Below are 22,947 nucleotides of genomic sequence, written 5' to 3' on the forward strand. Positions count from 1 at the left end.
GAGAGAACGGAGACGTGTCATGGCCCAAGCCGCCGCTGTGGCCACACCGCCCAAGGTGCCCAGGCGCCGCTCCGCGAACCCCCGCCGGCTGCCGTATCTGCTGATCGCCCCCGCGGGGCTGCTGATGCTGGGCTTCATCGCCTACCCCGTGATCAGCGTCTTCTACTACAGCCTGCAGAACTACAACGTCACCAAGCCCTGGCGGAACGGCTTCGCGGGCTTCGACAACTTCACCCGGATCTTCACCGACGACGACCAGTTCTGGACGACGCTGGGCTTCAGCGCGCAGTGGGTGGTCGTCCAGGTCGCGCTCCAGCTCACCCTCGGGCTCGCCCTCGCCCTGATCGTCAACCAGAGCTTCATCGGCCGGGGCATCTCCCGTGCCATGGTCTTCTCGCCCTGGGCCGTCTCCGGTGTGCTGACCAGCACCATCTGGATCCTGCTCTACAACTCCTCGACCGGATTCAGCCGCTACCTCGCGGACGCCGGGATCGGCGAGTACGGGACCTCGGTGCTCTCCGACACCGGCACCGTCTTCTGGGCCGCGACCGTCGCCGAACTCTGGCGCGGCGTCCCCTTCTTCGCCATCCTCATCCTCGCCGACCTGCAGTCCGTCTCCAAGGAGCTGTACGAGGCGGCGTCGGTCGACGGCGCCGGGCGGCTGCGCCAGTTCTTCCACATCACCCTGCCCCACCTGCGGGACGCGATCATCCTCTCCACGCTGCTGCGCGGGGTCTGGGAGTTCAACAACGTCGACCTGCTCTACACCCTCACCGGTGGCGGACCGGCGGGCGAGACCACCACCCTCCCGCTCTACGTCGCCAACACCGGCATCGAGGGCCACGACTTCGGGTACGCCTCCGCGCTCACCACCGTCGCCTTCGTGATCCTCCTCTTCTGCTCGATCGTCTATCTGCGCCTGAGCAAGTTCGGAGGCGACCACAAGTGACTGCCGCACTGGCCGAGAAGAACGGCACCGACTCCGCGCGACTGCCCGAACAGGGCACCCGCCCGCCGGCCACCCACCGGCGCGGCAAGCCCGGCCGCGAACGCGCCTTCGACGAGGTGCCGCGCTGGCAGATCTACGTACCACTGGGCGTCTACCTCGTCTTCACCCTCGTCCCGTTCTACTGGATGTTCCTCTTCGCGGTGCGCCCCTCGGGCTCCACCTCGCTGGTTCCCTGGCCGATGACCGGGGAGCACTTCTCCAAGGTCTGGAACGAGCGCAGCTTCGCCCTCTTCTTCCAGAACAGCATGATCGTCGGGGTCTGCACCCTGGTCTGTACGACGCTCGTCGCGCTGGCCGGCGGCTACGCGCTCGCCCGGTTCAACTTCCGGATCAAGAACGGCTTCATGCTGGCGCTGCTCTGCTCGCAGTTCATCCCCGGCGCGCTGATGCTCGTACCGCTCTTCGAGATCTTCAAGAACCTCCAGATGATCAACTCGCTGGGGAGTGTGGTCATCGCCGAGACGGTGTTCCAGCTGCCGCTCTCCATCATCCTGATCAGCGGATTCATCAAGAACGTGCCGGTCACCCTGGAGGAGGCCGCCTGGGTGGACGGCTGCTCGCGCTTCCGGGCCTTCTGCGCGGTGGTGCTGCCGCTGCTTCGGCCGGGCCTCATCGCGGTCGGCTCCTTCGCCTTCGTGCACAGCTGGAACCACTTCCTGTTCGCCCTGATGTTCCTCAGCGAGCAGGACAAGCAGACGATCCCGGTCGGCCTGAACACCCTCATCGGCGCGGACAGCGTCGACCTGGGCGCGCTCGCCGCGGGCGGTGTGATCGCCGCGGTCCCCGTGGTGATCGTCTTCGCCTTCATCCAGAAGTGGCTGATCACCGGCTTCAGCGCCGGCGCAGTGAAGGGGTGACGCGCATGCCGTCGATTCCCGCCACCACACCCGTCCCCCTCGTTCTCGCGGGCGCCCGGGGCCACGGACGCTGGCACCTCGCCAACATCCGCCGCCTCCAGCACCAGGGCCTCGTCCGGCTCGCCGGAATCTGCGAACTCGACCCGCTCGACGACGGCGAACTCCACGCCTTCACCGGTGAACTCCCGGAGCAGTCAGCCGACTTCGGGGCACTTCTCGACTCCACCGGAGCCCGTGCCGCCGTCATCTGCACCCCGATCCAGACCCACACCGAACTGGCGCTCACCGCCGCCGCCCGGGGTGTCCACCTCCTGTTGGAGAAGCCGCCCGCCGCGACCCGCGCCGACTTCGAACGGATCCTGGCCGGGGTGCGGCAGGCCGGCGTCGCCTGCCAGGTGGGCTTCCAGTCCTTCGGCTCGCACGCCGTGCCCGCCATCCGCGAGCTCGTACGCGACGGCGCCATCGGCACCGTCCGGGGGTACGGGGCCGCGGGCGCCTGGGTGAGGGACGAGGCCTACTACCGGCGGGCGCCCTGGGCGGGGCGGCGCCGGATCGGTGACACCGACGTGGTCGACGGGGTCCTGACCAATCCGCTCGCCCATGCCGTCGCCACCGCCCTCGAACTCGCGGGCAGTGGTGCGGCCGAGGACGTCGCCGGAGTCGGGACCGAGCTGTTCCGCGCCCACGACATCGAGGCCGACGACACCTCCTGCGTACGCATCACCACCACGGCGGGGGTCCCGGTCACCGCCGCCGTCACCCTCTGCGCCGAGCAGGCCGGGGAGCCCTATGTGGTCGTCCACGGCGACCGGGGCCGCATCACCTTCTGGTACAAGCAGGACCGGGTCCTCGTCCAGCGCGCCGGACACGGCCCCGAGGAGGCGGTGCACGGAAGGACCGACCTCCTGGAGAACCTCGTCGACCATCTGGTGCGGGACGCCGAACTGCTCGTACCGCCGCACCGCACCGGCGCGTTCATGGAGGTCGTCGAGGCGGTACGGACCGCCCCCGAACCGCGCGCGCTGCCGGCCGACGCCTGGTACACCGTGCCCGCGACCGACTCCGCCGCCCCGCGCCGGGTGGTGCGCGGGATCGACAGCCTGGTCGCGGCGGGCGCCGAAACCCTCACGCTCTTCTCCGAACTCGGAGCCCCCTGGGCGCTCGGGCCCTGCCGGGAGTTCCCCCGCGACATCGCCGAGGTGAGTTCATCGTGACGACCACCGCACTGCTGAGCTGCGCCGGCCGCCCCGTCGGCCGCTACACCTACCTCCCCGCCACCGACGGCCGCCCCTACCTCCACCCGGTCACCACCCTCGCAGGCACCCCCGTCACCGAGGAGCGTCCGGCCGACCACCTCCACCACCTGGGCACCTCCGTGGCCGTCCCCGACGTCGCCGGGCACAACTTCTGGGGCGGGCGCACCTTCGTCCGCGACCAGGGCCCCACCGCGCTCGACAACCACGGGGTCCAGCGCCACCTCGGCTGGAAGCTCCGCGACCCGGACGGGTTCGTCGAGGAGCTCAGCTGGGAGGCGGGCGACACCGAACTGCTGCGGGAGCACCGCACCGTCGCCACCGCCGAACTCTCCGAGAGCGCCTGGGCGCTGGACTTCTCCTTCTCGCTCACCAACCGGGGCACCTCGGACCTGTCGATCGGCAGCCCCGCCACCAACGGCCGGCCGGGTGCGGGGTACGGCGGCTTCTTCTGGCGCGCCCCCAAGGAGGCATCGGCGCCCGTCGTGTTCAGCGGGTCGGCGGACGGCGAGGAGGCGGTGCACGGGCGGGCAGCCGACTGGGTGGCGATGAGCGGCGACGGCTGGACCCTGGTCTTCGCCGGGGCGACCGAGGAGACCCGGCGGGACCCGTGGTTCGTGCGGACCGTCGAGTACCCCGGCGTCGGTTCCTCCCTCGCCGCCGACCGCCGGCTTCCCGTTCCCGCGGGCGCGACGGTCGTGCGCCGGGTCGTCACCGTCGTCGCGGACGGCCGACTCGACCGGGCCGGGGCCGCCGCCTACGTCCGCCGGGCGGTGACCGCGTGAGCGCGGCCGGCGAGCGCCCCTGGACCGCCGACCTCGGCGACGGCACCTACCGCAACCCGGTGCTGAACGCCGACTGGTCCGACCCCGACGTGGTGCGGGTCGGCGAGGACTTCTACCTCACGGCCTCCAGCTTCGGCCGGGTCCCCGGACTGCCGCTGCTGCACTCGCGCGACCTCGTCAACTGGACCCTCATCGGCCACGCGCTGGACCGGCTGGAGCCGGCCGCCGACTTCGCCGTGCCCCGGCACGACCGAGGGGTGTGGGCGCCGTCGCTACGGCACCACGCCGGACGGTTCTGGATCTTCTGGGGCGACCCCGACCACGGCATCCAGCAGGTCAGCGCCGAGGACATCCGGGGCCCGTGGAGCGCGCCGCACCTGGTCAAGGCGGGCAAGGGCCTGATCGACCCCTGTCCCCTGTGGGACGAGGAGACCGGCGAGGCCTATCTCGTGCACGCCTGGGCCAAGTCGCGCTCCGGGATCAAGAACCGGCTCACCGGCCACCGGATGAGCCCCGACGGACGGGATCTGCTCGACGAGGGCAGGACCCTGATCGACGCCGACACGATCCCCGGCTGGTTCACCCTGGAGGGCCCCAAGCTCTACCGGCGCGACGGCGAGTTCTGGATCCTCGCCCCGGCCGGCGGGGTCACGACCGGCTGGCAGGGCGCCTTCCGTTCCCGGGAGTTCTTCGGGCCGTACGAGGAACGCGTCGTCCTCGCCCAGGGCCGCACCGAGGTCAACGGGCCGCACCAGGGCGGCTGGGTCACGACCCCGGGCGGCGAGGACTGGTTCCTGCACTTCCAGGAGCGCGGGGCGTACGGGCGGGTGGTCCACCTCCAGCCCATGCGCTGGGACGACAGCGGCTGGCCGGTCATCGGCGACGCGGGCGAACCCGTCTCCGTGCACACCGGACCGGCCGTGCCCGAGCAGCCCGTCGGGGCTCCGGCCGGCAGCGACAGCTTCCCCGGCGGCCGGTACGGCAAGCAGTGGCAGTGGACCGCCAATCCCCGCCCCGGCTGGACCGTCGAGCACGGCGGGGACGGGCTGCTGCTCAGCTGCGTACGGACCGCGTACGCACACGATCTGCGGGCCCTGCCCCATGTGCTGGTCCAGCGGCTGCCCGCCGAGACCTTCACCGTCGAGACAGAGCTCACCCTCGGCAGCGAGGTGCCCGGGGCCAAGGCCGGACTCGCGGTGCTCGGGGACGCGTTCAGCTGGATCGGCCTGGAGCGGCCGGCGGACGGTGCGGGCGGGATACGGCTCGTGCACCGGTACGCCGAGACGGTCGCCGAGCACGAACGCGACGCCGAGCACAGCAGGCCGGCGCCCGGGGGCCGGGCCCGGCTGCGCGTCGAGGTCACCCCCGGAGCCCGCTGCCGCTTCTACGCCGACACCGGCGACGGGAAGGGACCACAGCCCTCGGGCCAGGTCTTCGCCGCGACGCCATGGCGCTGGGTCGGATCCCTGCTCGGCCTGTTCGCCACCGCACCTCCCGGGACGGGGCCGGCCGGGACGGCCCGCTTCACCGGATTCCGCCTCACCCCCTGAAACGTACCGGCGCGGCCGTCGAAGGAGGACGGCCGGCCGGCACCGGACCACCGAACCCCCCACTCATGCGCACGGACCGAGAGAACCGAGAGAGAAGAGCCGATCATGAACATCTCGAAGACGCAGCGGGGGCGCGCCGCGGCCGCTGTCTCCCTGGCCGCGGTGCTCGCACTGACCGCGACGGCCTGCGGTGACGACGGCAGCGACAGCGGAACCGAGGGCAGCGGCACGGGCGAGATCACCTTCTGGGACAACAACGGTGGTCCGCGCACCGCCATCTGGACCGAGATCATTAAGGACTTCGAGAAGAAGAACCCGGACATCAAGGTCAAGTACGTGCCGATCCCGATCGCCGACGTGCAGTCCAAGTACGACACGGCCATCGCGGGCGGCGGACTGCCGGACGTCGGCGGCGTCGGCACCGCCTACCTCGCCAACATGGTCTCGCAGGAGGCCCTTGAGCCGCTCAACAGCCGGATCAAGGACTCCGCCCTCAGCGGCAAGCTCGTCGAGGGCATGGTCGCGAGCGTCAAGGACGCGGGCGGCCGGGGCGACGACATGTACTCCGTGCCGACCTCCGCCAACAACGGCGCACTCTGGTACCGCACGGACCTGTTCAAGGCCGCGAACCTCGAAGCGCCCACCACCTGGGCCAACTTCTACACGGCGGCCGAGAAGCTCACCGCCGCCAAGAACAACAAGTTCGGCTACACCATCCGGGGCGGCGCCGGCTCCATCGCCCAGGCGATCGACGCCGCGTACGGCCAGTCCGGCATCACGGAGTTCTGGAACGGCGACAAGACGACGCTCAACGACCCGAAGAACGTCGCCGCGCTGGAGAAGTACGCCGCGCTGTACAAGAAGACGACGCCCGCCGCCGACGTCAACAACGACTTCACCAAGATGGTCGCCCAGTGGGACACCGGCACCATCGGCATGCTGAGCCACAACCTCGGCTCCTACCAGGACCATCTGAAGGCGCTGGGCAAGGAGAAGTTCGCCGGCATACCGAACCCGATCGGTGACAGCGGCACCCGGGTCCAGGTCTCCAACCCGGTCGACGGGCTCGGCCTGTTCCGGTCGAGCAAGAACAAGACGGCCGCCTGGAAGTTCATCGAGTTCGCCGCCTCGCACGAGTCGAACAGCAAGTGGAACGAGTCCGCGGGCGCCATCCCGGCCAACACCGAGGCCGCCAAGGACCCGTGGATCAGCGCCACCGAGCCGACCGAGCTCGCCGCGAAGGCCCTCACCGACGGCTCCACCAAGATCGTGCAGCTGCCGTACTACCTGCCGGACTGGAACAACATCAGCAAGGCGGACAACGAGCCGGAGTTCCAGAAGCTGCTGCTCGGCAAGGTCACGGCCAAGGACTTCCTGGACAAGATCGCGGAAGAGCTGAACAAGGCGCAGAAGGAGTGGAAGGAGATCGGCAACGGCTGATCCGGCCCCTGGGGCCTCCCGTTCGGAGCAGGCCGGGCTCTGCCCCGGTCCGAACGGAAGAGCCTCGCCGATACCCCGGTGACCGGGGACCGGCGGCGGTCCGGGTCGCGTCCCGCCGCCGGTCCCCACCCTCTCCTGCACTTCTCCTCCTGCACTCCGTACCGCCGTACGTACGTCCTCGTAGGTACGGCTACGCATCCACGAGAGAGGCAGTCCCACCGTGTCACTCACCCGCAGGCAGACCGCGGCCGCCCTCGCGGCGCTGCCCCTGGTGCTCGCCACCGGCACCGCCGCGGCGGCGCACAGCCCGGCCGGCCGGCCCCGCCCCCGTACCGTGCACATCGCCGGTGACTCGACGGCCGCGCAGAAGTACGCCGACGCGGCGCCCGAGACCGGCTGGGGCATGGCCCTGCCGTTCTTCCTGGGCCACACCCTGACCGTCGCCAACCACGCGATGAACGGCCGCAGTTCGAAGAGCTTCATCGACGAGGGCCGGCTCGCCGCCCTGCTGGAGGGGGTACGCGAGGGCGACCTCCTGCTGATCCAGTTCGGGCACAACGACGAGAAGACCGAGGACCCGGCCCGGGGCACCGACCCGTACACCACCTACCAGGACTACCTGCGCCAGTACGTGCACGGGGCACGGTCCCGCCGGGCGCTGCCGGTCCTGCTCACCCCGGTCGAACGCCGCCGCTTCGCCCCGGACGGCACAGCGAAGCCCAGCCACGGCGAGTACCCGGCCGCGATGCGCGCGCTGGCCGCCGAGGAGCGCGTACCGCTGTTCGACCTCCAGGCGCTCACGCTCGCGCTCTGGCAGGAGCTCGGCCCCGACGCCACTCAGGCGTACTTCAACTGGCTGGAGCCGGGCCGGTCGCCCAACTACCCCGACGGAAAACAGGACAACACCCATTTCCAGCCCCGCGGCGCCGTCGAGGCCGCGCGGCTCGTCGCCCGGACGCTCGTCGACGGGCGGGTACTCGCCCCGCGCGACGTACGGCGCACCGATTCCGTGATCCCGCTCGAATGGATCACCTGGCCGCAGGCCTGACCCCGGCGGCCCGGCTCCGGCCGCCCCGCCTCTTCCCACTCGTCCCACCGCACAGCTCCCTCCTCACCACCGAAGGATCCGCCATGCCCGCACGCACCTGTCATGCTCGCGCCATCGCCCTGGTGATGGGCTGCGCCTCCCTGGCGCTCGCCGTGTCCGTCCCCGCCCAGGCCACCGGGCATCCGGGCGCCCCCGGCCACCACCAGGGCATCGACCGCGCCGTCCTCGCCGAGGGCGACGGCTGGGCCGCCGCCGAGGGCTCCACCACCGGCGGCGCCGCCGCCACCCCCGACCACGTCTACACCGTGAGCAACCGGGCCGAACTCATCGCCGCCTTCGAGGACGCGGGCGACGCACCGAAGATCATCAGGATCGACGGCACCGTCCACGGGAACTCCGACGCCGAGGGCACCCCGATCGGCTGCGAGGCGTACCAGACCGACGGCTACACCCTGGACAAGTACCTCGCCGCCTACGACCCGGCGACCTGGGGCCGCGAGGAGGTCCCGGCCGGCCCCCTGGAGGACGCCCGGCTCGCCTCCGCCAAGCTCCAGAAGGCCGCGGTGAACGTCTACGTCCCGTCCAACACCACGATCGTCGGCGTCGGCAAGGACGCCACGGTCATCGGTGCCAGCTTCCAGATCCAGAACGTCTCCAACGTCATCGTCCGCAACATCTCGTTCGAGGACACCTACGACTGCTTCCCCCAGTGGGACCCCACGGACGGTGAGACCGGCCACTGGAACTCCGAGTACGACAACCTCGTCGTCTACGGCTCCGACCACGTCTGGGTCGACCACAACACCTTCAGCGACGGCGACCGCCCCGACGCCGACCAGCCGTACTACTTCGACGAGGTGTACCAGCAGCACGACGGGCTGTTCGACATCGTCAAGGGCGCCGACCTGGTCACCGTCTCGTGGAACGTCCTCAAGGACCACGACAAGACGATGCTCATCGGCAACAGCGACGGCGCCGGCGCGACCGACCGGGGCAAGCTGCGGGTCACCCTGCATCACAACCTCTTCAAGGACGTGAACGAGCGCGCCCCCCGCGTCCGGTTCGGACAGGTCGACTCCTACAACAACCACTTCGTCGCCACGAAGGGCAGCGTCTACGGCTACACGTACGGCGTCGGCGCCGAGTCCCGGATCGTCGCCGAGCACAACGCGTTCAGCCTCGGTGCCGGATTCGACCGGGCGAAGATCCTCAAGAAGTGGTCCGAGTCCTCGCTCACCGCCTCGGACAACTACGTCAACGGCCGCCGCACGGACCTCGTCGCCGTCCACAACGCGGGTGTCCCCGAGGAGCAGCTCACCACCGGTGCCGGCTGGACGCCGACCCTGCGCACCAAGGTCGACCACCCGCTGCTCGTGCCCGTGCTCGTCGGCCTCAAGGCAGGCGCCGGCCGGATTCCCGGCGCCTGACCGCCGGCCGTCCCGTGTCCGGCGGGTCCCCGGCCGGTGCCTCTCCCGGCACCGGCCGGGGACCCGCCCGGCCCCGTCGCGCACCCCGCACAAGCAAGTGAGGAAGTACCGCCCATGCCCAGCAGACGCAGTGCCCTGACCCTGCTCGCGGGCGGCAGCGCCGCCCTGCTCCTGAGCGCCGCCCCCGCCACGCACGCCCACGGCCGGCCCGCCGCGCACCGCCCCTTCGGACGCTACGGTTCACCGTCCCGCCGCCTCGACGCCGCGACGCTGTACGTCGACGCCCGGGGCAGGGGCGACCACACCGGCGTCCAGGCGGCCGTGGACGCCGCTGCCGGCCCCGGCCGCACCCTGGTGATCGCCCCGGGCACCTACCGCGAGACGGTCGACATCCCGGCCGACCGGACCGGCCTCACCCTCATCGGCGCGAGCGACGACCCGCACGACACCGTCATCGTGTACGCCAACGCCAACGGCACCCCCCGGCCCGACGGTTCGGGGACGTACGGCACCAGCGGATCCGCCACCGTCACCGCCCGGCCCGCCGGCCTCACCGCCCACGGCCTGACCTTCGCCAACGACTGGCTGCGCGCCGACCACCCCGAGTACACCGGCACCCAGGCCGTCGCCATCAAGGTCCAGGGCGACCGTTCGGCGTTCTACGGATGCCGCTTCCTGGGACACCAGGACACCCTGTACGCCGACTCCTGGGACCTCACCGTCTTCGCCCGCCAGTACTACCGCGACTGCTACGCCGAAGGGGACGTCGACTTCGTCTTCGGCCGCGCCACCGCCGTATTCGACCGCTGCCACTTCCGCACCCTGACCCGCACCGACCTGGCGGCCGCGCCGTACGGCTTCGTCTTCGCACCCAGTACCGCCGGAGCCAATCCGCACGGCTACCTGGTGCGGCGCTCCCGCATCACCAGCACCGCCCCGGACGGCTACTTCAAGCTGGCCCGCCCCTGGGTGCCCTCGTCCGACCTCACCGCCCACCCGATGCTGACGGTGCGCGACAGCCGTCTCGGCGCCGGCATCGACACGGACGAGCCGTACGGGACCATGTCCGCGGGCTTCCCCTGGCAGGAGCAGCGGTTCGCCGAGTACCGCAACACCGGCCCCGGCGCGCGCGTCACCGTGCCCGCCAACCGCCCCCTGCTGACCGAGGCCGAGGCACGCTCGCAGACTCCGGCCGCCTGGCTCGGGGAGTGGCGTCCGTACGTGTGAGCCGCGGCGGCCATGTGCGGGGCGTCCGCTCGTGTGAGCCGCGGGCGCCCTGTGGGGGGGGGGGCCCCCCGCGCCGGGGGGGGGGGGGCCCCCCCCGGGGTGGCGGGCGCGGGGGGGCGGCGCCCGGGGCCCGGGCCCGGGCGGCGGGGGGTGGGAAATACCCATGGGTGTGGGGCCCCCGGCTTGGGGGGGGCCCCCGACACCTTGACCGTCGCAGCCGTTACCGCCGGCTCGGCCCCCACCAGCCCGCCAGCACCGCGGGCATCACTTCACCACGACGTTGTCCCCGGACGACGTCGACGGCCCGGTGGTGGTGTTGCCGTAGTACACCCAGCGCCACGTACCCGTCTTGGAGGCCTTCACGGTCGTCCTGAGATCACCCGAGCCGTTCGCGTACACCTTCTTCACCGTGGTGTAGGAGGCGGTGCCGGCAGGCTTGAACTGCAGGCTCACCAGGCGGCCTCCGTAGGAGGCGTACTTCCTGGTCTCCCAGTTGGCCCGCGTGACCTTTCCGGTCACGGTGATGGTCTTGTCCTTGGACACCGGTTCGGGCGAGGCGTTGACGGTCAGGCGGGAGTTGCGCTTGACGTGGACCGTCAGACCCTCGTCGTCGGTGTCACCACCGCCGCCCTCGAAGTACACCTCGGCCCCGACCTTCCAGGCCCCGGCCTCGCTGTTACGCATGTCCCACACGCTCGGGTCGAAGTACATCGTCTCGTTGAAGTCGCAGACGCCCGAGCTCACCTTGATGCAGTCGCTCGTCTCGACGGCGTGCCACAGCCGATCACCCGCACCACTGCGGTACAGGAACACCGCTGGCCACTTCCACTTGTGAGTGGTCGCCATCCGGAAGGAGGCGGGCACCGCGACCTCCTTCGACACCCCGATCACAATCGACTTGCCGCCGTTCACCTGGACACGGGTGAACGAGACCCCACCCTCGGCCGCTCCGGCCGGCACCGCGGCCACGGCCGTGAACACCGCCGCCGCACCACCGGCCACGACGACTCTCCAGACCTGCTTCCCCACCTGATCCCCAATCTCCTTACGGAAAAGCACCAGAGGATCACCCCTCCAGCGCCTTACAGACAGCCGGCATCCACACGGGGTTGTACACCCGCGAATCACAATGGGGAATCAGACAATCTCCGCCTCCCGCGAGACGGAGAGGTCGGTGCGGTGCGGCAGGCGGAACACGCACCCCCAGCAAGGGGTGGGTCTCAGCGCGATGCAGCGGCGACCAGGCCGCGTCGCCCTCCTCCCTCAGCGCCTTTTCGATCTTCGCATTGGCTGCATCCTCGTGACCATCGTTCGAACCCTGCCGAGGACACATAGGCAAACGCCCCGGACCGATCTTGGTCCGAGGCCTTTGACGGTGCCGTGGCAGGCGTCCTGCAGCCGGATCACGCGGAGGCCGGCGGACTGGGCGATGCGCGTGAAGGAGTGGTCGACGTTCCGTGGCTCGCCCGGGCGACCGGTGCGAGTGGTGAAGACGTAGGCGGACTCCCGGTGAGCCGCAGGGCTTTACCCTTCACTCCGGTGCCGCCGGTTGATCAGCATTGTGTGTGCGGCCAGGGCGAGACAGGCAGCTACCGCTGCAAGGCGGGTAATGGTCCATGCTGTCTCACCGACTGGCCCTTGTACTGAGACCTCGGCTCGCAGCCGCGCCGACGTCTCCACGACAGCCAGTAGTGGGATCATCAGTCGAAAGGGGAGACCGCGAAGTCCACGCTTGCGTGCCAGGTTCCCCGCCAGTCCCAGAATGGGTCCGACTGCCAGAGCGACCGCACCCCATGCGAGTGTGGCCGACAAAGCCCCGGCCCAGGTGGTCTGCTCATGCACCGCGTAGTGCGGGCGGGGTGGAGGCGGTGGCCACCGTCCTCACGCTCCATCACGGCCTGATCCCGCCGACCATCGGCTGCGAGGAGCAGGACGACGCCATCGCGCTGGACGTGGTGACGAAGGCTCCCCGTGCCCTTCCGGCCCTCGGGGACCTGGCGCTCAGCAACTCCTTCGGCTTCGGCGGTCACAACGCGGTGCTGGCCCTGCGCCGTACGGCCTGACCCCGGACCCGCCGGACCCGTGTACGAGGGCGGGACACCCGCCGAGGCCCACCGAGCCCGCCCTCAGGCGGACGCCCGCTTGCGTGCCGTCGTCTTCTTCGCGGCCGTCTTCTTGGCGGCGGTCTTCTTGGCCGCCGCCTCCTTGCCGGTGCTCTTGGCGGTCTTGGACGTGCTCTTGGACGTGCTCTTGGACGCCGTGCCCGAGGCCGTCTTGTGGCCGGCCGTCTTCTGGGCCGTCGACTTCTGCGCCGTCGACTTGTGCGCCGTCGACTTGTGCGCCGTCGTCTTGTGCGCCGCCGACTTCTGGGCCGTGGTCTTCCTGGCCGCCGTCCGCTTCGTCGACGTGGACTTCTTGCCGCCGACCTCCTTGGGTGCCGTACGGGCGGACTTGCGGCGGGCCGGGAGCGGGGTGACCTCCGCCTCGCCGCCCGCTTCCGCCGCACCCGCTTCCTCCCCGCCCGTTTCCCCGCCGGCTGCCTCGCCCCGCGACTCCTTGGCCGCGCGCACGCTCTTCTCCAGCGCGGCCATCAGGTCCAGCACCTTGCCGCCGCCCGCCTCGCGCTCGGGCACGCTGGGCGCTTCCGCGCCGGACGCCTTGGCGGTGATGAGTTCCTCGACGGCCTCGCGGTAGTCGTCGTGCAGGTCTTCGAGGTCGACCTCGCCGAGGGTGTCCATCAGCGCGTCGGCGAGGTCCAGTTCCTGCTCGCGGACGGTGACACCGGTGTCCGGGGCGACCTCGTCCGTGGCGCGGATCTCGTCCGGCCAGAGCAGGCCGTGCATGGCGATGACGTCGTCGACGACCCGCAGCATGCCCAGCCGCTCGCGCCCGCGCAGGGCGAACTTGGCGATGGCGACCTTGTTGCTGCGCTTCAGGGCCTCGCGCAGCAGGGTGTACGGCTTGGCGGCGGGCACGCCGTTGGCGGAGAGGTAGTACGCGGTGTCCATCTGGAGCGGGTCGATCCGGTCGGCCGGCACGAAGGCGACGATCTCGATGGTCCTGGCGGTGGGGATCGGCAGTGAGGCCAGGTCCTCGTCCGTGATCGGGATGAGCGTGCCGTCGGCGTCCTCGTAGGCCTTGCCGATCTCCGGGGTCGTGACCTCGCGGTCCTCCAGTTCGCAGACCTTGCGGTAGCGGATCCTGCCGCCGTCGTCGGTGTGGATCTGGCGGAAGGAGATCGAGTGGCTCTCCGTGGCGTTCACGAGCTTGATGGGGATGCTGACCAGGCCGAAGGAGATGGCGCCGTTCCAGATGGATCGCACGTGCGGCATCCTTCCGATCGATATCCGATATCAGCCGGTTTCATGGGATTCTCATCGTATGACGCCGATCACGGAGGTGGAGGGGCGAAGGCTCGCGCTCAGCAACCTGGAGAAGGTCCTCTATCCCGCCACCGGCTTCACCAAGGGCGAGGTGCTGCACTACTGCGCGACGGTGGCAAACGCCCTGCTCCCGCACCTGCGCGACCGGCCGGTGTCCTTCCTGCGCTACCCGGACGGGCCCGAGGGCCAGGTCTTCTTCACCAAGAACGTGCCGCCGGGTACGCCCGGCTGGGTCACGACCGCCGAGGTGCCGCGCATGGAGGGGCCCGCCCGCATGGTCCTGGTCCAGGACCTCGCCTCACTGATGTGGGCGGCGAACCTGGTGACCGAGTTCCACACGCCGCAGTGGACCATCGGCACGCCCGGGATCGCCGACCGGCTCGTCCTCGACCTGGACCCGGGGGCGCCGGCGACGGTGGTCGAGTGCTGCGAGGTGGCCCTGTGGCTGCGCGAGCGGCTGGGCGAGGACGGGATCGAGGCGTACGCGAAGACGTCCGGGGCGAAGGGGCTGCATCTGCTCGCCCCCGTCGCGCCGACGCCGTCCGAGGACGTCAGCGCGTACGCGAAGGGACTCGCCGTCGAGGCCGAGCGGGCGATGCCGGGGCAGGTCACGCACCGCATGACGAAGAACCTGCGGCCGGGGAAGGTGTTCGTCGACTTCAGCCAGAACGCGGCGCGCAAGACCACGGCGACGCCGTACACGCTGCGGGCGCGGCCCGAGCCCACCGTGTCCACGCCGGTGACGTGGGACGAGGTCGCGTCCTGCACACATGCGTCGCAGCTCGCCTTCCTCGCGCCGGACGTCGTGCCGAGGCTGGAGCGGTACGGGGATCTGCTGGCGCCCCTGTTCGACGCGGGGCGGGCGGCCGCCCTGCCGTGACGGCCCGGGGCCGCCCTGCGTGACGGCCCGGGGCCGCCCTGCGTGACGGCCCGGGGCGGCGCTTCGCACGGCCCGGGGCGGCGCTTCGCCGCTTCAGACCCGCAGCCAGGTGTGCCGGTCGCGGGCCATGGCGTGGAGGGCCTCGACGTCGGCCGGCTTCAGGACGCCGCCGAGGCGGGCCAGGTTCGGCAGATCGGCGTCCTGGAGGATGCGGATCTCCCGCGGTGGTGCCACGACGTCCAGGGTGGCGGGGCCCGCCACGGCCAGCACGGGGTGGACCTCGGCGGTCAGCGCGTACGCGGCGCGATCGGCGTCCGCGCGGAGCAGGCGCAGCAGCGGACGCGGTTCGTGGCGGCCGACGGTGACCATCGGGTCGGTGACGAGGACGCGCTGTTTGCGCGCGTAGAGGGTGCGCACGGCGAAGATGCCGGCCGGGCCGACGACCAGGTGGTGGATGCGTTCACCGCCGGGCAGGGGCACGGAGTGGAGGGTGTGCCACCCCGCGCCCTCCATCCGGTCCAGGGCCTCGCCGACCGCCTGCTCGGCGGCGAGCGCGCGGCGCCGCGGGTCGGGCCGCAGACGGCGCGGCGGGCCGGGGTCGCGGTCGAGGGCGACCACCAGTGCCTCGCCGGGCCGGTTGGGCGCGAGGTCGTCGTCGGGGTGGAGGGTCAGCCGGGCCAGCTCGGCCGGGGTCGGGACGGGCGGCGGGCCCACCGTCACGGGGCCGGCCAGGAACGGGCCGAGCGCGTCGAGCACGTCCTCGCGCCGATCCTCGCTGAGCAGGTTGACCCGGGCCGTCTCGCGGTCGTACCAGGCGACGTTCCTGCCGTCCGTCAGGCACACGTACAGCCGCTCCTGACCGTGCCGCCAGGTCGGTACGACGCGCAGTCCCTTCATGCACCATCACCCCTCGACCATGGGAACAGGCGGGGTGCTCCAGGGGCAAGAACCCGGATACCTTTGTGGACAGCTGGGGAGTTGGGTGGGAGGCGCCGTTGCGGACCCGCAGGACACAACCCGATGTACCGGCTCCGGACAGCCCCTGGAGCGAGATCGTGCCCGGCCTGTGGATGGGCGGGCACGCGTTCGCGGGCCGCGCCGGGCAGCCGGAATTCGCCGTCGTGCACGACGAGTTCGACCTCGTGCTCACGTTGCTGCGACTGCCGGGGCACGGGCCGGACCCGGGGATAGAGCACCACGTATGGCCGATTCCGGACGGCCCCCTCGACGGTACGCAACTGGCGGGCGTGATCCGGCTCGCCCAGGCGGCGGACGACGCCCTGGAGGCGGGGCGCCGGGTACTGGTCCGTTGCTACCACGGCTACAACCGTTCGGGCCTGGTCGTGGCGCACGCGCTCGTCCTGGCCGGGCACTCCACCGACGAGGCGATCCGGCTGATACGGAGCCGGCGCTCGCCCTGGGCGCTGCACAACGATCTCTTCGAGGAGTACCTGCGCGCCGGCCTCGCCACCGCCCGGCTCCTGGAGGAGCTCGCGGAGCCGTGACCCGGCGGGAGGCTCGCGCGGCCGCGACCACAGGGGTCGCGCGCGGTCCGATCCGGGCGCGCACCCGACGCCGCCGGGGCAGGCGCACCGCCCGACAGGAGCGTACGGCCCGCGGGAGGACGGACGTGGCCCGCGGGAGGACGAGTGGGGTCCGCGGGAGGACGGCTGCGGTCCGCGGGTGGGCGGGTGCGGTCCACAGGTGGACGCGTGCGGTCCGCGGGACGGCGGCGCGGCCCGGCGAGTGAACAAAAAGGACTTCCATACGAATAAGGTGTATACGGCGACCGATCGTCCCGCGCCGTGTCCGCACACCCGTCGCGAACCGGTCGCGGACGGTCACCGCTTCGACGACATCGTTCTCCACGCCGACCCCGTGCCGGAGCGCCTGCGGGCCGGGGTGGCCCGGACGCGGGAGTGCAGTGATCCACAGCCGCCGTACGCGCACAGCACTCGGTGCCGCCGCCGCGAGCGCCCTGCTGGTGGCGGCACTGGCGGGCTGCGGCGACTCCGGCGACCTGCGCGGCGCGGGCGCGACGCCCACCGCCGTCGGCCCGACCCGGCTGTGGCCCGAGCTGCCGCCGGCCTCCACGCCCGCCATCGACTACGGGGAGGCCGACACCGAGACGGTCAAGGGGATCACGGCGCCCGGCGACGACATCCACAAGGTGGACCCGCTCGCCGTGGTGCGCGCGGAGGTCGCCGCGCACCCGGCCGAGTACAGCGGCCCGCACGCGACGTACGCGCAGACGGCCGACCGGCTGAAGGACTGCGGCAAGAAGGGCGCGACCGGCGAGAGGTGCCCGGTCCTCCAGGCGTACTACCGCGATCTGACCGGCGACGGCAAGGACGACATGGTGCTCGGCATCCGCTTCCCCGCGGACCAGCTCGCCGTGCGCGTCTACACGTTCCTGGACCACAGGCTGGTGCAGGTGATGGGGACCTCGGACAGGGTGGTCAGCGTGGAGCTGGCGGGCCGCGAGGTGATCATCCGCTCGCCGTCGACGCTGCCGGGCTACGAGTTCCGTACGGTCTGGAGCTGGGATCCGCACCAGAACGCGATGCTGGCGACGCGCGACGAGATCCTCCGCGTCGGGCCTCCCTCCGGGACCGCCACCCCCACGCCCTCCGGCACTCCCACACCCTCCGCCGCGCCGCCGGCCCCGCCGTCCGCGTCGGCGCCGTCGTTCTCGCCGTCCGCGTCGGCACGCACGCCCGCACCCTCCGCGAGGGCCTCATGAGGCGGCCTCTCCTGCGTCTGCCGCGCTGGACCGCCACCCTCACCTGGAAGGCGGCCGCCTTCATCACGGTGATGTGCTGCGGCCTGGCCGCGCTCCTCGGGATCCTCGTGCACGTCTCGGTGACCAACCAGACGGTCGGCGAGGCACGCGGGCGCGCGCTCGACCGGCTCACGGACGTGACGGCCGCGTACGAGGCGGGCGACCGGCTGCCGGCCGGCGCGGGCATCGACCCGCCCGGGCTGCCGGTCACGCTGCGCGCGCTGGCGGCGGGCGGGAAGCGCGGCACGATGGTCGCCGACCGGACGGCGCACCCCACCATGTGGGCGGCCGGACCCGCGGACGGAGGACGCGCGCTCGCCGTCCAGTACGACTACGCGCAGGGCGCCCACACCATCCAGACCCTGGACCGGTCGATCGTGTGGTCGTCGGCGCTGGCGATCGGCGCGACGCTGCTGGTGGGCGCGTTCGCGGTGACGCGGGTGACACGACGGCTGCACGCGACGGCCCTGGTGGCGCGGCGGATCAGCGCGGGCGATCTGGACGCCCGTGTGAACGACCCGTGCGCGCAGGACCCCACGCGCCCGCAGGACGAGGTGGCCGCCGTGGCGGGGGCCCTCGACACCATGGCGTCGTCGCTCCAGAGCAAGCTGCTGAGCGAGCAGCGCTTCACCGCGGACGTGGCGCACGAACTGCGCACCCCGCTGACCGGGCTGCACGCGGCGGCCGAACTGCTGCCGCCGGGGCGGCCGACGGAGCTGGTGCGCGACCGGGTGGCGGCACTGCGCACGCTCACCGAGGACCTGCTGGAGATCTCCCGTCTGGACGCGCGCAGCGAACGCCTCGACCTGGACTCGGAGCAGCTCGCCCCGCTGGCCGAGCGGGTGGTCCGCGCGTCCGGGACGGACACCGAGGTCAGGGTCGTACGGGACGCGCGGGTGGAGACCGACCGGCGGCGGCTGGAGCGGGTGCTCGGCAATCTCCTGGCGAACGCGCACAACCACGGCACGGGGCCGGTGGTGCTGACGGTGGACGGGCCGGTCGTCACGGTACGGGACCACGGCGAGGGCTATCCGGACTACCTGGTGGAGCACGGGCCGCAGCGCTTTCGCACGGAGGGCGGGGCGAAGGGGCACGGGCTCGGGCTGACGATCGCGCTGGGCCAGTCCGAGGTGCTGGGCGCCCGGCTGCTGTTCACCAACGCGCCCGACGGCGGCGCGGTGGCGACGCTGATGCTCCCTCAGTCCGGTCCCGCCTGAGCGCCTCACCCGTGCCGGGCCCGGCGGACGACCGTACGGAGCAGCCCGGGCGGCTCCCGGTCCCCGATGGCGCAGCGTGACCTGCGCCCGCCCGACTCCGCTCCTAATGTGGCGATAAGTCAGATCCGCGCCTACTCGGAGGAGTCCCCCATGTTCCTGCGGTCCACGTGCAGCAGGCTCGGCATAGCGGTCGCCGCCGCGAGCCTCTTCGCCCTCGCCGGTGCCGGCCCCGCCCTCGCCGACGAGGCGACGGTCTCGGGGCTCGACGTCGACCGCAGCCTGGAGGCCGGCGCCGCCTTCGACACGGGCATCGGGCGCAGCATCGGCTTCGACGACGGGTTCGGCTTCGGGTTCAGCGGCATCGACGAAGGGTTGTTGATCCGGGGCAGGGTCGACGCTCCCCGCGGGCTGGCGCTGCGCAGCGACCCGTTCCGCGGCGGGCGGCTGGTCCGTATCGCCCGGCACGGCGAACCGGTCGGGATCTTCTGCAAGACCAATGGCGAGCCGGTCGACGGCGACACGCTCTGGTACCTGCTCGCCGACGGCACCTGGTCCTGGGCCCCGGCCCGTTCCATCGAGACCTTCGGCACCACGCCCCCGTGGTGCTGAGTTCCGGCTCACCGGTGTACCTCACCGGGACGGCACCCCCGTGAGGTACACCGGAACAGCGCGTTTATCACTACATAACGGGACATCAGGTTCACCACTTGCTACGTTCCGGACATGATCCAGCCCGGACTGCCCGGAACGACCGTGGTGGCGGACCCGCCCGCCCCGGCCGTACGCCTGCCCCGGCGCCGTGGCATCGAGTTCACCCTCATCGTCGTCGCCGTCCTGCTCTGCGTGTGCGGCTACTGCGCCGTGGGGCTCGCACGGAACGGCACCGTCCCGCCCGGCGCCGCCGGATACGGCGCCGGGCTCGGCGTGCTCGCCCTCCTCGCGCACGTCGCCGTGCGGTTGCGTGCGCCGTACGCCGATCCGCTGCTGCTGCCCATCGCCGTCCTCCTCAACGGTCTCGGACTGGTCCTCATCTACCGGCTCGACCTCGACACCCCGGCCGACCAGGCCGCACCCATCCAGCTGATCTGGTCGACGCTGGGCGTCGCGTTCTTCATCGCGGCCGTGCTCTTCCTGCGCGACCACCGGGTGCTCCAGCGGTACACGTACGTCTCCGTGGTCGCCGCGCTGGGCCTGCTGACGCTGCCGATCTTCTTCCCGGCGGTGAACGGCGCCCGCATCTGGATCAGGATCGCCGGATTCTCCATCCAGCCGGGCGAGTTCGCGAAGGTGCTGCTGGCGGTGTTCTTCGCCGGATACCTCGCCGCCAACCGCAACGCGCTCGCCTACGCGGGCCGCCGGATCTGGCGGTTCGAGCGCCTCCAGCTGCCGACCGGCCGGGTGCTGGGACCGATCGTCGCGATCTGGCTGCTGAGCGTCGGCGTGCTGGTGCTGGAGCGGGACCTGGGGACGTCCCTGCTGTTCTTCGGACTGTTCGTGATCCTGCTGTACGTCGCCACCGGCCGCACCGGCTGGATCGCCGTCGGGCTGCTGCTGGCCTGCGCGGGCGCGATGGTCGTCGGCCGCCTCGAACCGCATGTGCACGGCCGGGTGCAGGACTGGATGCACCCGTTCGCCTCGATCGAGGCGGGCCAGGGGCCCAACCAACTCGCCCAGTCCCTCTTCTCGTTCGCCGCCGGAGGGGTGACCGGCACCGGCCTGGGACTCGGCCACTCCATCCTGATCGGCTTCGCCGCCAAGTCGGACTTCATCCTGGCGACCGCGGGCGAGGAGCTGGGGCTGGCCGGACTGTCGGCGATCTTCCTGCTCTACGCCCTGCTCGTGGAGCGCGGCTACCGGGCGGGCCTCTCGCTGCGCGACCCGTTCGGGCGGCTCCTGGCGATCGGCCTGGCGTCGATCGTCGCGCTCCAGGTGTTCGTGATCGCGGGCGGGGTGACCGGCCTGATCCCGCTGACCGGGATGGCGATGCCCTTCCTCGCGCAGGGCGGCTCGTCGGTCGTCACCAACTGGATCATCGTGGCGCTGCTGATCCGGATCAGCGACGTGGCCCGCAGCCAGTACGACGGGACGGCGGCGCCGTGAACGGCCGGGAGGTCGCGCCATGACCAAGTACATCCGCCGGGCCGCCGGGCTGTGCGCCGTGCTGCTCGTCGCGCTCCTCGTGAACGCCGCCCGCGTCCAGGTCTTCCTGGCCTCGTCCTACGACGACAACGTGGCGAACCGCCGTCAGGCGATCGCGCGCTACGAGCAGCCGCGCGGGGACATCCTCGTCGACGGCAGGACGATCACCGGTTCCGCGGACACGGGCGAGCAGCTGCGCTACGAACGGACGTACACGGACGGCCCGTTGTACGCACCCGTCACCGGCTTCGCCTCCCAGCTGTACGGGACGACGTTCCTGGAGAACGCGGGCGACGAGATCCTCTCCGGCACCGACCCGATGCTCGCCCCGCTCCCCCTGTGGAACGACGTCACCCGCGCCCAGAACCCCGGCGGAAAGATCGTCACCACCCTGAACTCGGCGGCCCAGCGGGCGGCGTACGACGGGCTCGCCGGGCGCCGGGGCGCGGTCGCCGCACTCGAACCGGCCACGGGGAAGATCCTCGCGCTGGTGTCCACGCCGTCGTACGACCCCGCGGAGCTGTCCGGGACGGGCCCTGCGGCGACGCGGGCCTGGAACCGGCTGAACGACTCGCCGAGCAAGCCGATGCTCAACCGCGCGATCCGCCAGACGTATCCGCCCGGGTCGACGTTCAAGGTGGTGACCGCCGCCGCGGCGCTGGACGCGGGCGTGGTGAGGGATCTCGACGCGCCGACCGAGTCACCCGACCCCTACCGGCTCCCCGGCACGACGACCTCGCTCACCAATGAGGTCGACGGCTGCGAGGACGCCTCCGTGCGGTACGCCTTCGAATGGTCCTGCAACTCGGTCTTCGCGAAGCTGGGCGTGGACATCGGCCTCGGCGACATGACGGCGGCGGCGGCGAACTTCGGCTTCAACGACCGGAAGCTGAAGATCCCGTTCTCCGTCTCGCCCAGCAACTTCGACCTGACGCTCGACAGGGCGCAGCTGGCGCTCTCCTCCATCGGGCAGTTCGACACCCGGGCGACTCCCCTCCAGATGGCGATGATCTCGTCGGCCGTCGCGGGCGGCGGCTCGGTCAAGGCGCCGTACCTGGTGGAGCGGACGACCACGCAGGGGGGCCGCACGGTCGCCACCACCGGGCAGCGGACCCTCCACCAGGCGATGAGCCCGGCGACCGCGCAGCAGATGCGCGAGCTGATGACCGACGTCGTGCGCGAGGGCACCGGCAGGAACGCCGCCATCCCCGGCGCCACCGTCGGCGGCAAGACCGGCACCGCCCAGCACGGGATCGGCAACTCCGGGGTGCCCTACGCATGGTTCATCTCCTGGGCGCAGGCCGAGGGCTCGCTGGAGCCGGCGGTGGCTGTCGCGGTCGTCGTCGAGGACGCGGCCGCCGACCGCGGGGAGATCAGCGGCGGCGGGAACGCGGGGCCGATCGCCAAGGCGGTGATGAGGGCGGTGCTCGGGTTCTGAGACGGGGGTGTCGCCCGGCGCCCACGCCGACCTAACGTTCGGTCATGACTCAGTCCCCTGCCGTGCACGAGCTCGCCCAGGTGAACATCGCCCGTCTCAAAGCACCTTTGGACTCGCCTCCGCTGAAGGACTTCGTGGAGGCGCTCGACCCCGTGAACGCCGTCGCGGACGCGGCGGACGGCTTCGTCTGGCGGCTGCAGAGCGAGTCGGGCAACGCGACGGACGTCCCCGTGTTCGGGGACGACTGGCTGATCGTCAACATGTCCACCTGGCGCGACGCGAACGCGCTGACCGCGTTCATGTACCAGGGGCAGCACCGTGAGCTGCTGGCCCGCCGCCGCGAGTGGTTCGAACGCCTCGACGAGGCGGTGACGGCGCTGTGGTGGGTCCCGGCGGGGCATAGGCCCACCGTGCGGGAGGCCGAGGCCCGTCTCCTCCACCTGCGTGAGCACGGGCCGACGGCGCACGCGTTCACCCTGCGGACGTCGTTCCCTCCGCAGGACTAGGGGGTT

20 protein-coding genes and 2 pseudogenes are annotated in these 22,947 nt (G+C 71.7%); 18 read left to right on the forward strand and 4 right to left on the reverse strand.

Going from position 1 to position 22,947, the window contains the following annotated elements:
* Positions 1-19: 19 nt before the first annotated feature.
* From ACZ4LX_RS04485 to ACZ4LX_RS04525, 9 genes are all read left to right on the forward strand, one after another.
* Positions 20-949 (forward strand): carbohydrate ABC transporter permease, encoded by a 930-nt coding sequence (locus tag ACZ4LX_RS04485; RefSeq protein ID WP_467635587.1) that lies wholly within the window; start codon positions 20-22, stop codon positions 947-949.
* Positions 946-1,866 carry a carbohydrate ABC transporter permease gene (locus ACZ4LX_RS04490; protein WP_467635590.1) on the forward strand — a complete coding sequence of 307 codons (921 nt, stop codon included), beginning with the start codon at positions 946-948 and terminating at the stop codon, positions 1,864-1,866. The genes ACZ4LX_RS04485 and ACZ4LX_RS04490 overlap by 4 nt, the downstream gene beginning before the upstream one ends.
* A 5-nt stretch (positions 1,867-1,871) precedes the next feature.
* On the forward strand, positions 1,872-3,080 hold the full coding sequence (locus ACZ4LX_RS04495; RefSeq protein ID WP_467635593.1) for a Gfo/Idh/MocA family protein: 1,209 nt from the start codon (positions 1,872-1,874) through the stop codon (positions 3,078-3,080).
* Positions 3,077-3,904 (forward strand): DUF6807 domain-containing protein, encoded by an 828-nt coding sequence (locus tag ACZ4LX_RS04500; protein WP_467635595.1) that lies wholly within the window; start codon positions 3,077-3,079, stop codon positions 3,902-3,904. Before ACZ4LX_RS04495 ends, ACZ4LX_RS04500 begins: the two co-directional genes overlap by 4 nt.
* Positions 3,901-5,454 carry a glycoside hydrolase family 43 protein gene (locus ACZ4LX_RS04505; protein ID WP_467635598.1) on the forward strand — a complete coding sequence of 518 codons (1,554 nt, stop codon included), beginning with the start codon at positions 3,901-3,903 and terminating at the stop codon, positions 5,452-5,454. Before ACZ4LX_RS04500 ends, ACZ4LX_RS04505 begins: the two co-directional genes overlap by 4 nt.
* Positions 5,455-5,559: 105 nt before the next feature.
* A complete protein-coding gene (locus tag ACZ4LX_RS04510) occupies positions 5,560-6,894 on the forward strand; it encodes an ABC transporter substrate-binding protein (RefSeq protein WP_467635600.1) in 1,335 nt (444 codons plus the stop codon).
* Between the two features lie 220 nt (positions 6,895-7,114).
* Positions 7,115-7,942, forward strand: a complete 828-nt coding sequence (locus ACZ4LX_RS04515) for a rhamnogalacturonan acetylesterase (RefSeq protein WP_467635603.1) — start codon at positions 7,115-7,117, stop codon at positions 7,940-7,942.
* An 83-nt stretch (positions 7,943-8,025) separates the two neighbouring features.
* On the forward strand, positions 8,026-9,369 hold the full coding sequence (locus ACZ4LX_RS04520) for a pectate lyase family protein (protein ID WP_467635606.1): 1,344 nt from the start codon (positions 8,026-8,028) through the stop codon (positions 9,367-9,369).
* 114 nt (positions 9,370-9,483) lie between these two features.
* A complete protein-coding gene (locus tag ACZ4LX_RS04525; protein ID WP_467635609.1) occupies positions 9,484-10,596 on the forward strand; it encodes a pectinesterase family protein in 1,113 nt (370 codons plus the stop codon).
* Between the two features lie 264 nt (positions 10,597-10,860).
* Here ACZ4LX_RS04525 and ACZ4LX_RS04530 read toward each other — a convergent pair whose 3' ends face one another.
* Together ACZ4LX_RS04530 and ACZ4LX_RS04535 are read right to left on the reverse strand one after the other, a co-directional pair.
* A complete protein-coding gene (locus tag ACZ4LX_RS04530) occupies positions 10,861-11,625 on the reverse strand; it encodes a hypothetical protein (protein WP_467711714.1) in 765 nt (254 codons plus the stop codon).
* A 270-nt stretch (positions 11,626-11,895) separates the two neighbouring features.
* Positions 11,896-12,105, reverse strand: a pseudogene (locus ACZ4LX_RS04535) (site-specific integrase); the annotation flags it as partial.
* Positions 12,106-12,431: 326 nt separating this feature from the next.
* On the opposite strand from ACZ4LX_RS04535, the pseudogene ACZ4LX_RS04540 reads away from it, so the two are divergent.
* Positions 12,432-12,659 (forward strand): annotated as a pseudogene (locus ACZ4LX_RS04540) (beta-ketoacyl-ACP synthase); the annotation flags it as partial.
* Between the two features lie 63 nt (positions 12,660-12,722).
* On the opposite strand, the gene ku reads toward ACZ4LX_RS04540, so the two are convergent.
* Positions 12,723-13,919, reverse strand: coding sequence for a non-homologous end joining protein Ku (ku, locus tag ACZ4LX_RS04545; protein ID WP_467711716.1), 1,197 nt, complete (start codon positions 13,917-13,919; stop codon positions 12,723-12,725).
* A 58-nt stretch (positions 13,920-13,977) separates the two neighbouring features.
* Here ku and ligD point away from each other — a divergent pair, with 58 nt between their 5' ends.
* Positions 13,978-14,859, forward strand: coding sequence for a non-homologous end-joining DNA ligase (gene ligD / locus ACZ4LX_RS04550; protein ID WP_467711718.1), 882 nt, complete (start codon positions 13,978-13,980; stop codon positions 14,857-14,859).
* A gap of 93 nt (positions 14,860-14,952) precedes the next feature.
* On the opposite strand, the gene ACZ4LX_RS04555 is transcribed toward ligD, so the two are convergent.
* Positions 14,953-15,756, reverse strand: coding sequence for a nuclease-related domain-containing protein (locus ACZ4LX_RS04555; RefSeq protein WP_467711719.1), 804 nt, complete (start codon positions 15,754-15,756; stop codon positions 14,953-14,955).
* 98 nt (positions 15,757-15,854) lie between these two features.
* On the opposite strand from ACZ4LX_RS04555, the gene ACZ4LX_RS04560 reads away from it, so the two are divergent.
* The 7 genes from ACZ4LX_RS04560 (at position 15,855) to ACZ4LX_RS04590 (ending at position 22,941) form a co-directional block, all read left to right on the forward strand.
* A complete protein-coding gene (locus tag ACZ4LX_RS04560; RefSeq protein WP_467711721.1) occupies positions 15,855-16,364 on the forward strand; it encodes a protein-tyrosine phosphatase family protein in 510 nt (169 codons plus the stop codon).
* A 419-nt stretch (positions 16,365-16,783) separates the two neighbouring features.
* Positions 16,784-17,602: a hypothetical protein gene (locus ACZ4LX_RS04565; protein WP_467721073.1), complete on the forward strand. Its 819-nt coding sequence runs from the start codon at positions 16,784-16,786 to the stop codon at positions 17,600-17,602.
* Entirely contained in the window at positions 17,599-18,858 is a 1,260-nt protein-coding gene (locus ACZ4LX_RS04570; RefSeq protein WP_467711724.1) for an ATP-binding protein, read from the forward strand. The genes ACZ4LX_RS04565 and ACZ4LX_RS04570 overlap by 4 nt, the downstream gene beginning before the upstream one ends.
* Before the next feature lie 150 nt (positions 18,859-19,008).
* Positions 19,009-19,467 carry an SH3 domain-containing protein gene (locus tag ACZ4LX_RS04575; protein WP_467721075.1) on the forward strand — a complete coding sequence of 153 codons (459 nt, stop codon included), beginning with the start codon at positions 19,009-19,011 and terminating at the stop codon, positions 19,465-19,467.
* Positions 19,468-19,581: 114 nt separating this feature from the next.
* Entirely contained in the window at positions 19,582-20,958 is a 1,377-nt protein-coding gene (locus tag ACZ4LX_RS04580; RefSeq protein ID WP_467721077.1) for an FtsW/RodA/SpoVE family cell cycle protein, read from the forward strand.
* A gap of 19 nt (positions 20,959-20,977) precedes the next feature.
* Positions 20,978-22,435 carry a penicillin-binding transpeptidase domain-containing protein gene (locus ACZ4LX_RS04585; RefSeq protein WP_467711728.1) on the forward strand — a complete coding sequence of 486 codons (1,458 nt, stop codon included), beginning with the start codon at positions 20,978-20,980 and terminating at the stop codon, positions 22,433-22,435.
* Between the two features lie 44 nt (positions 22,436-22,479).
* Positions 22,480-22,941, forward strand: a complete 462-nt coding sequence (locus tag ACZ4LX_RS04590; RefSeq protein ID WP_467711730.1) for a DUF3291 domain-containing protein — start codon at positions 22,480-22,482, stop codon at positions 22,939-22,941.
* Positions 22,942-22,947 lie beyond the last annotated feature (6 nt).

The organism is Streptomyces sp. NPDC026062, assembly GCF_055568375.1.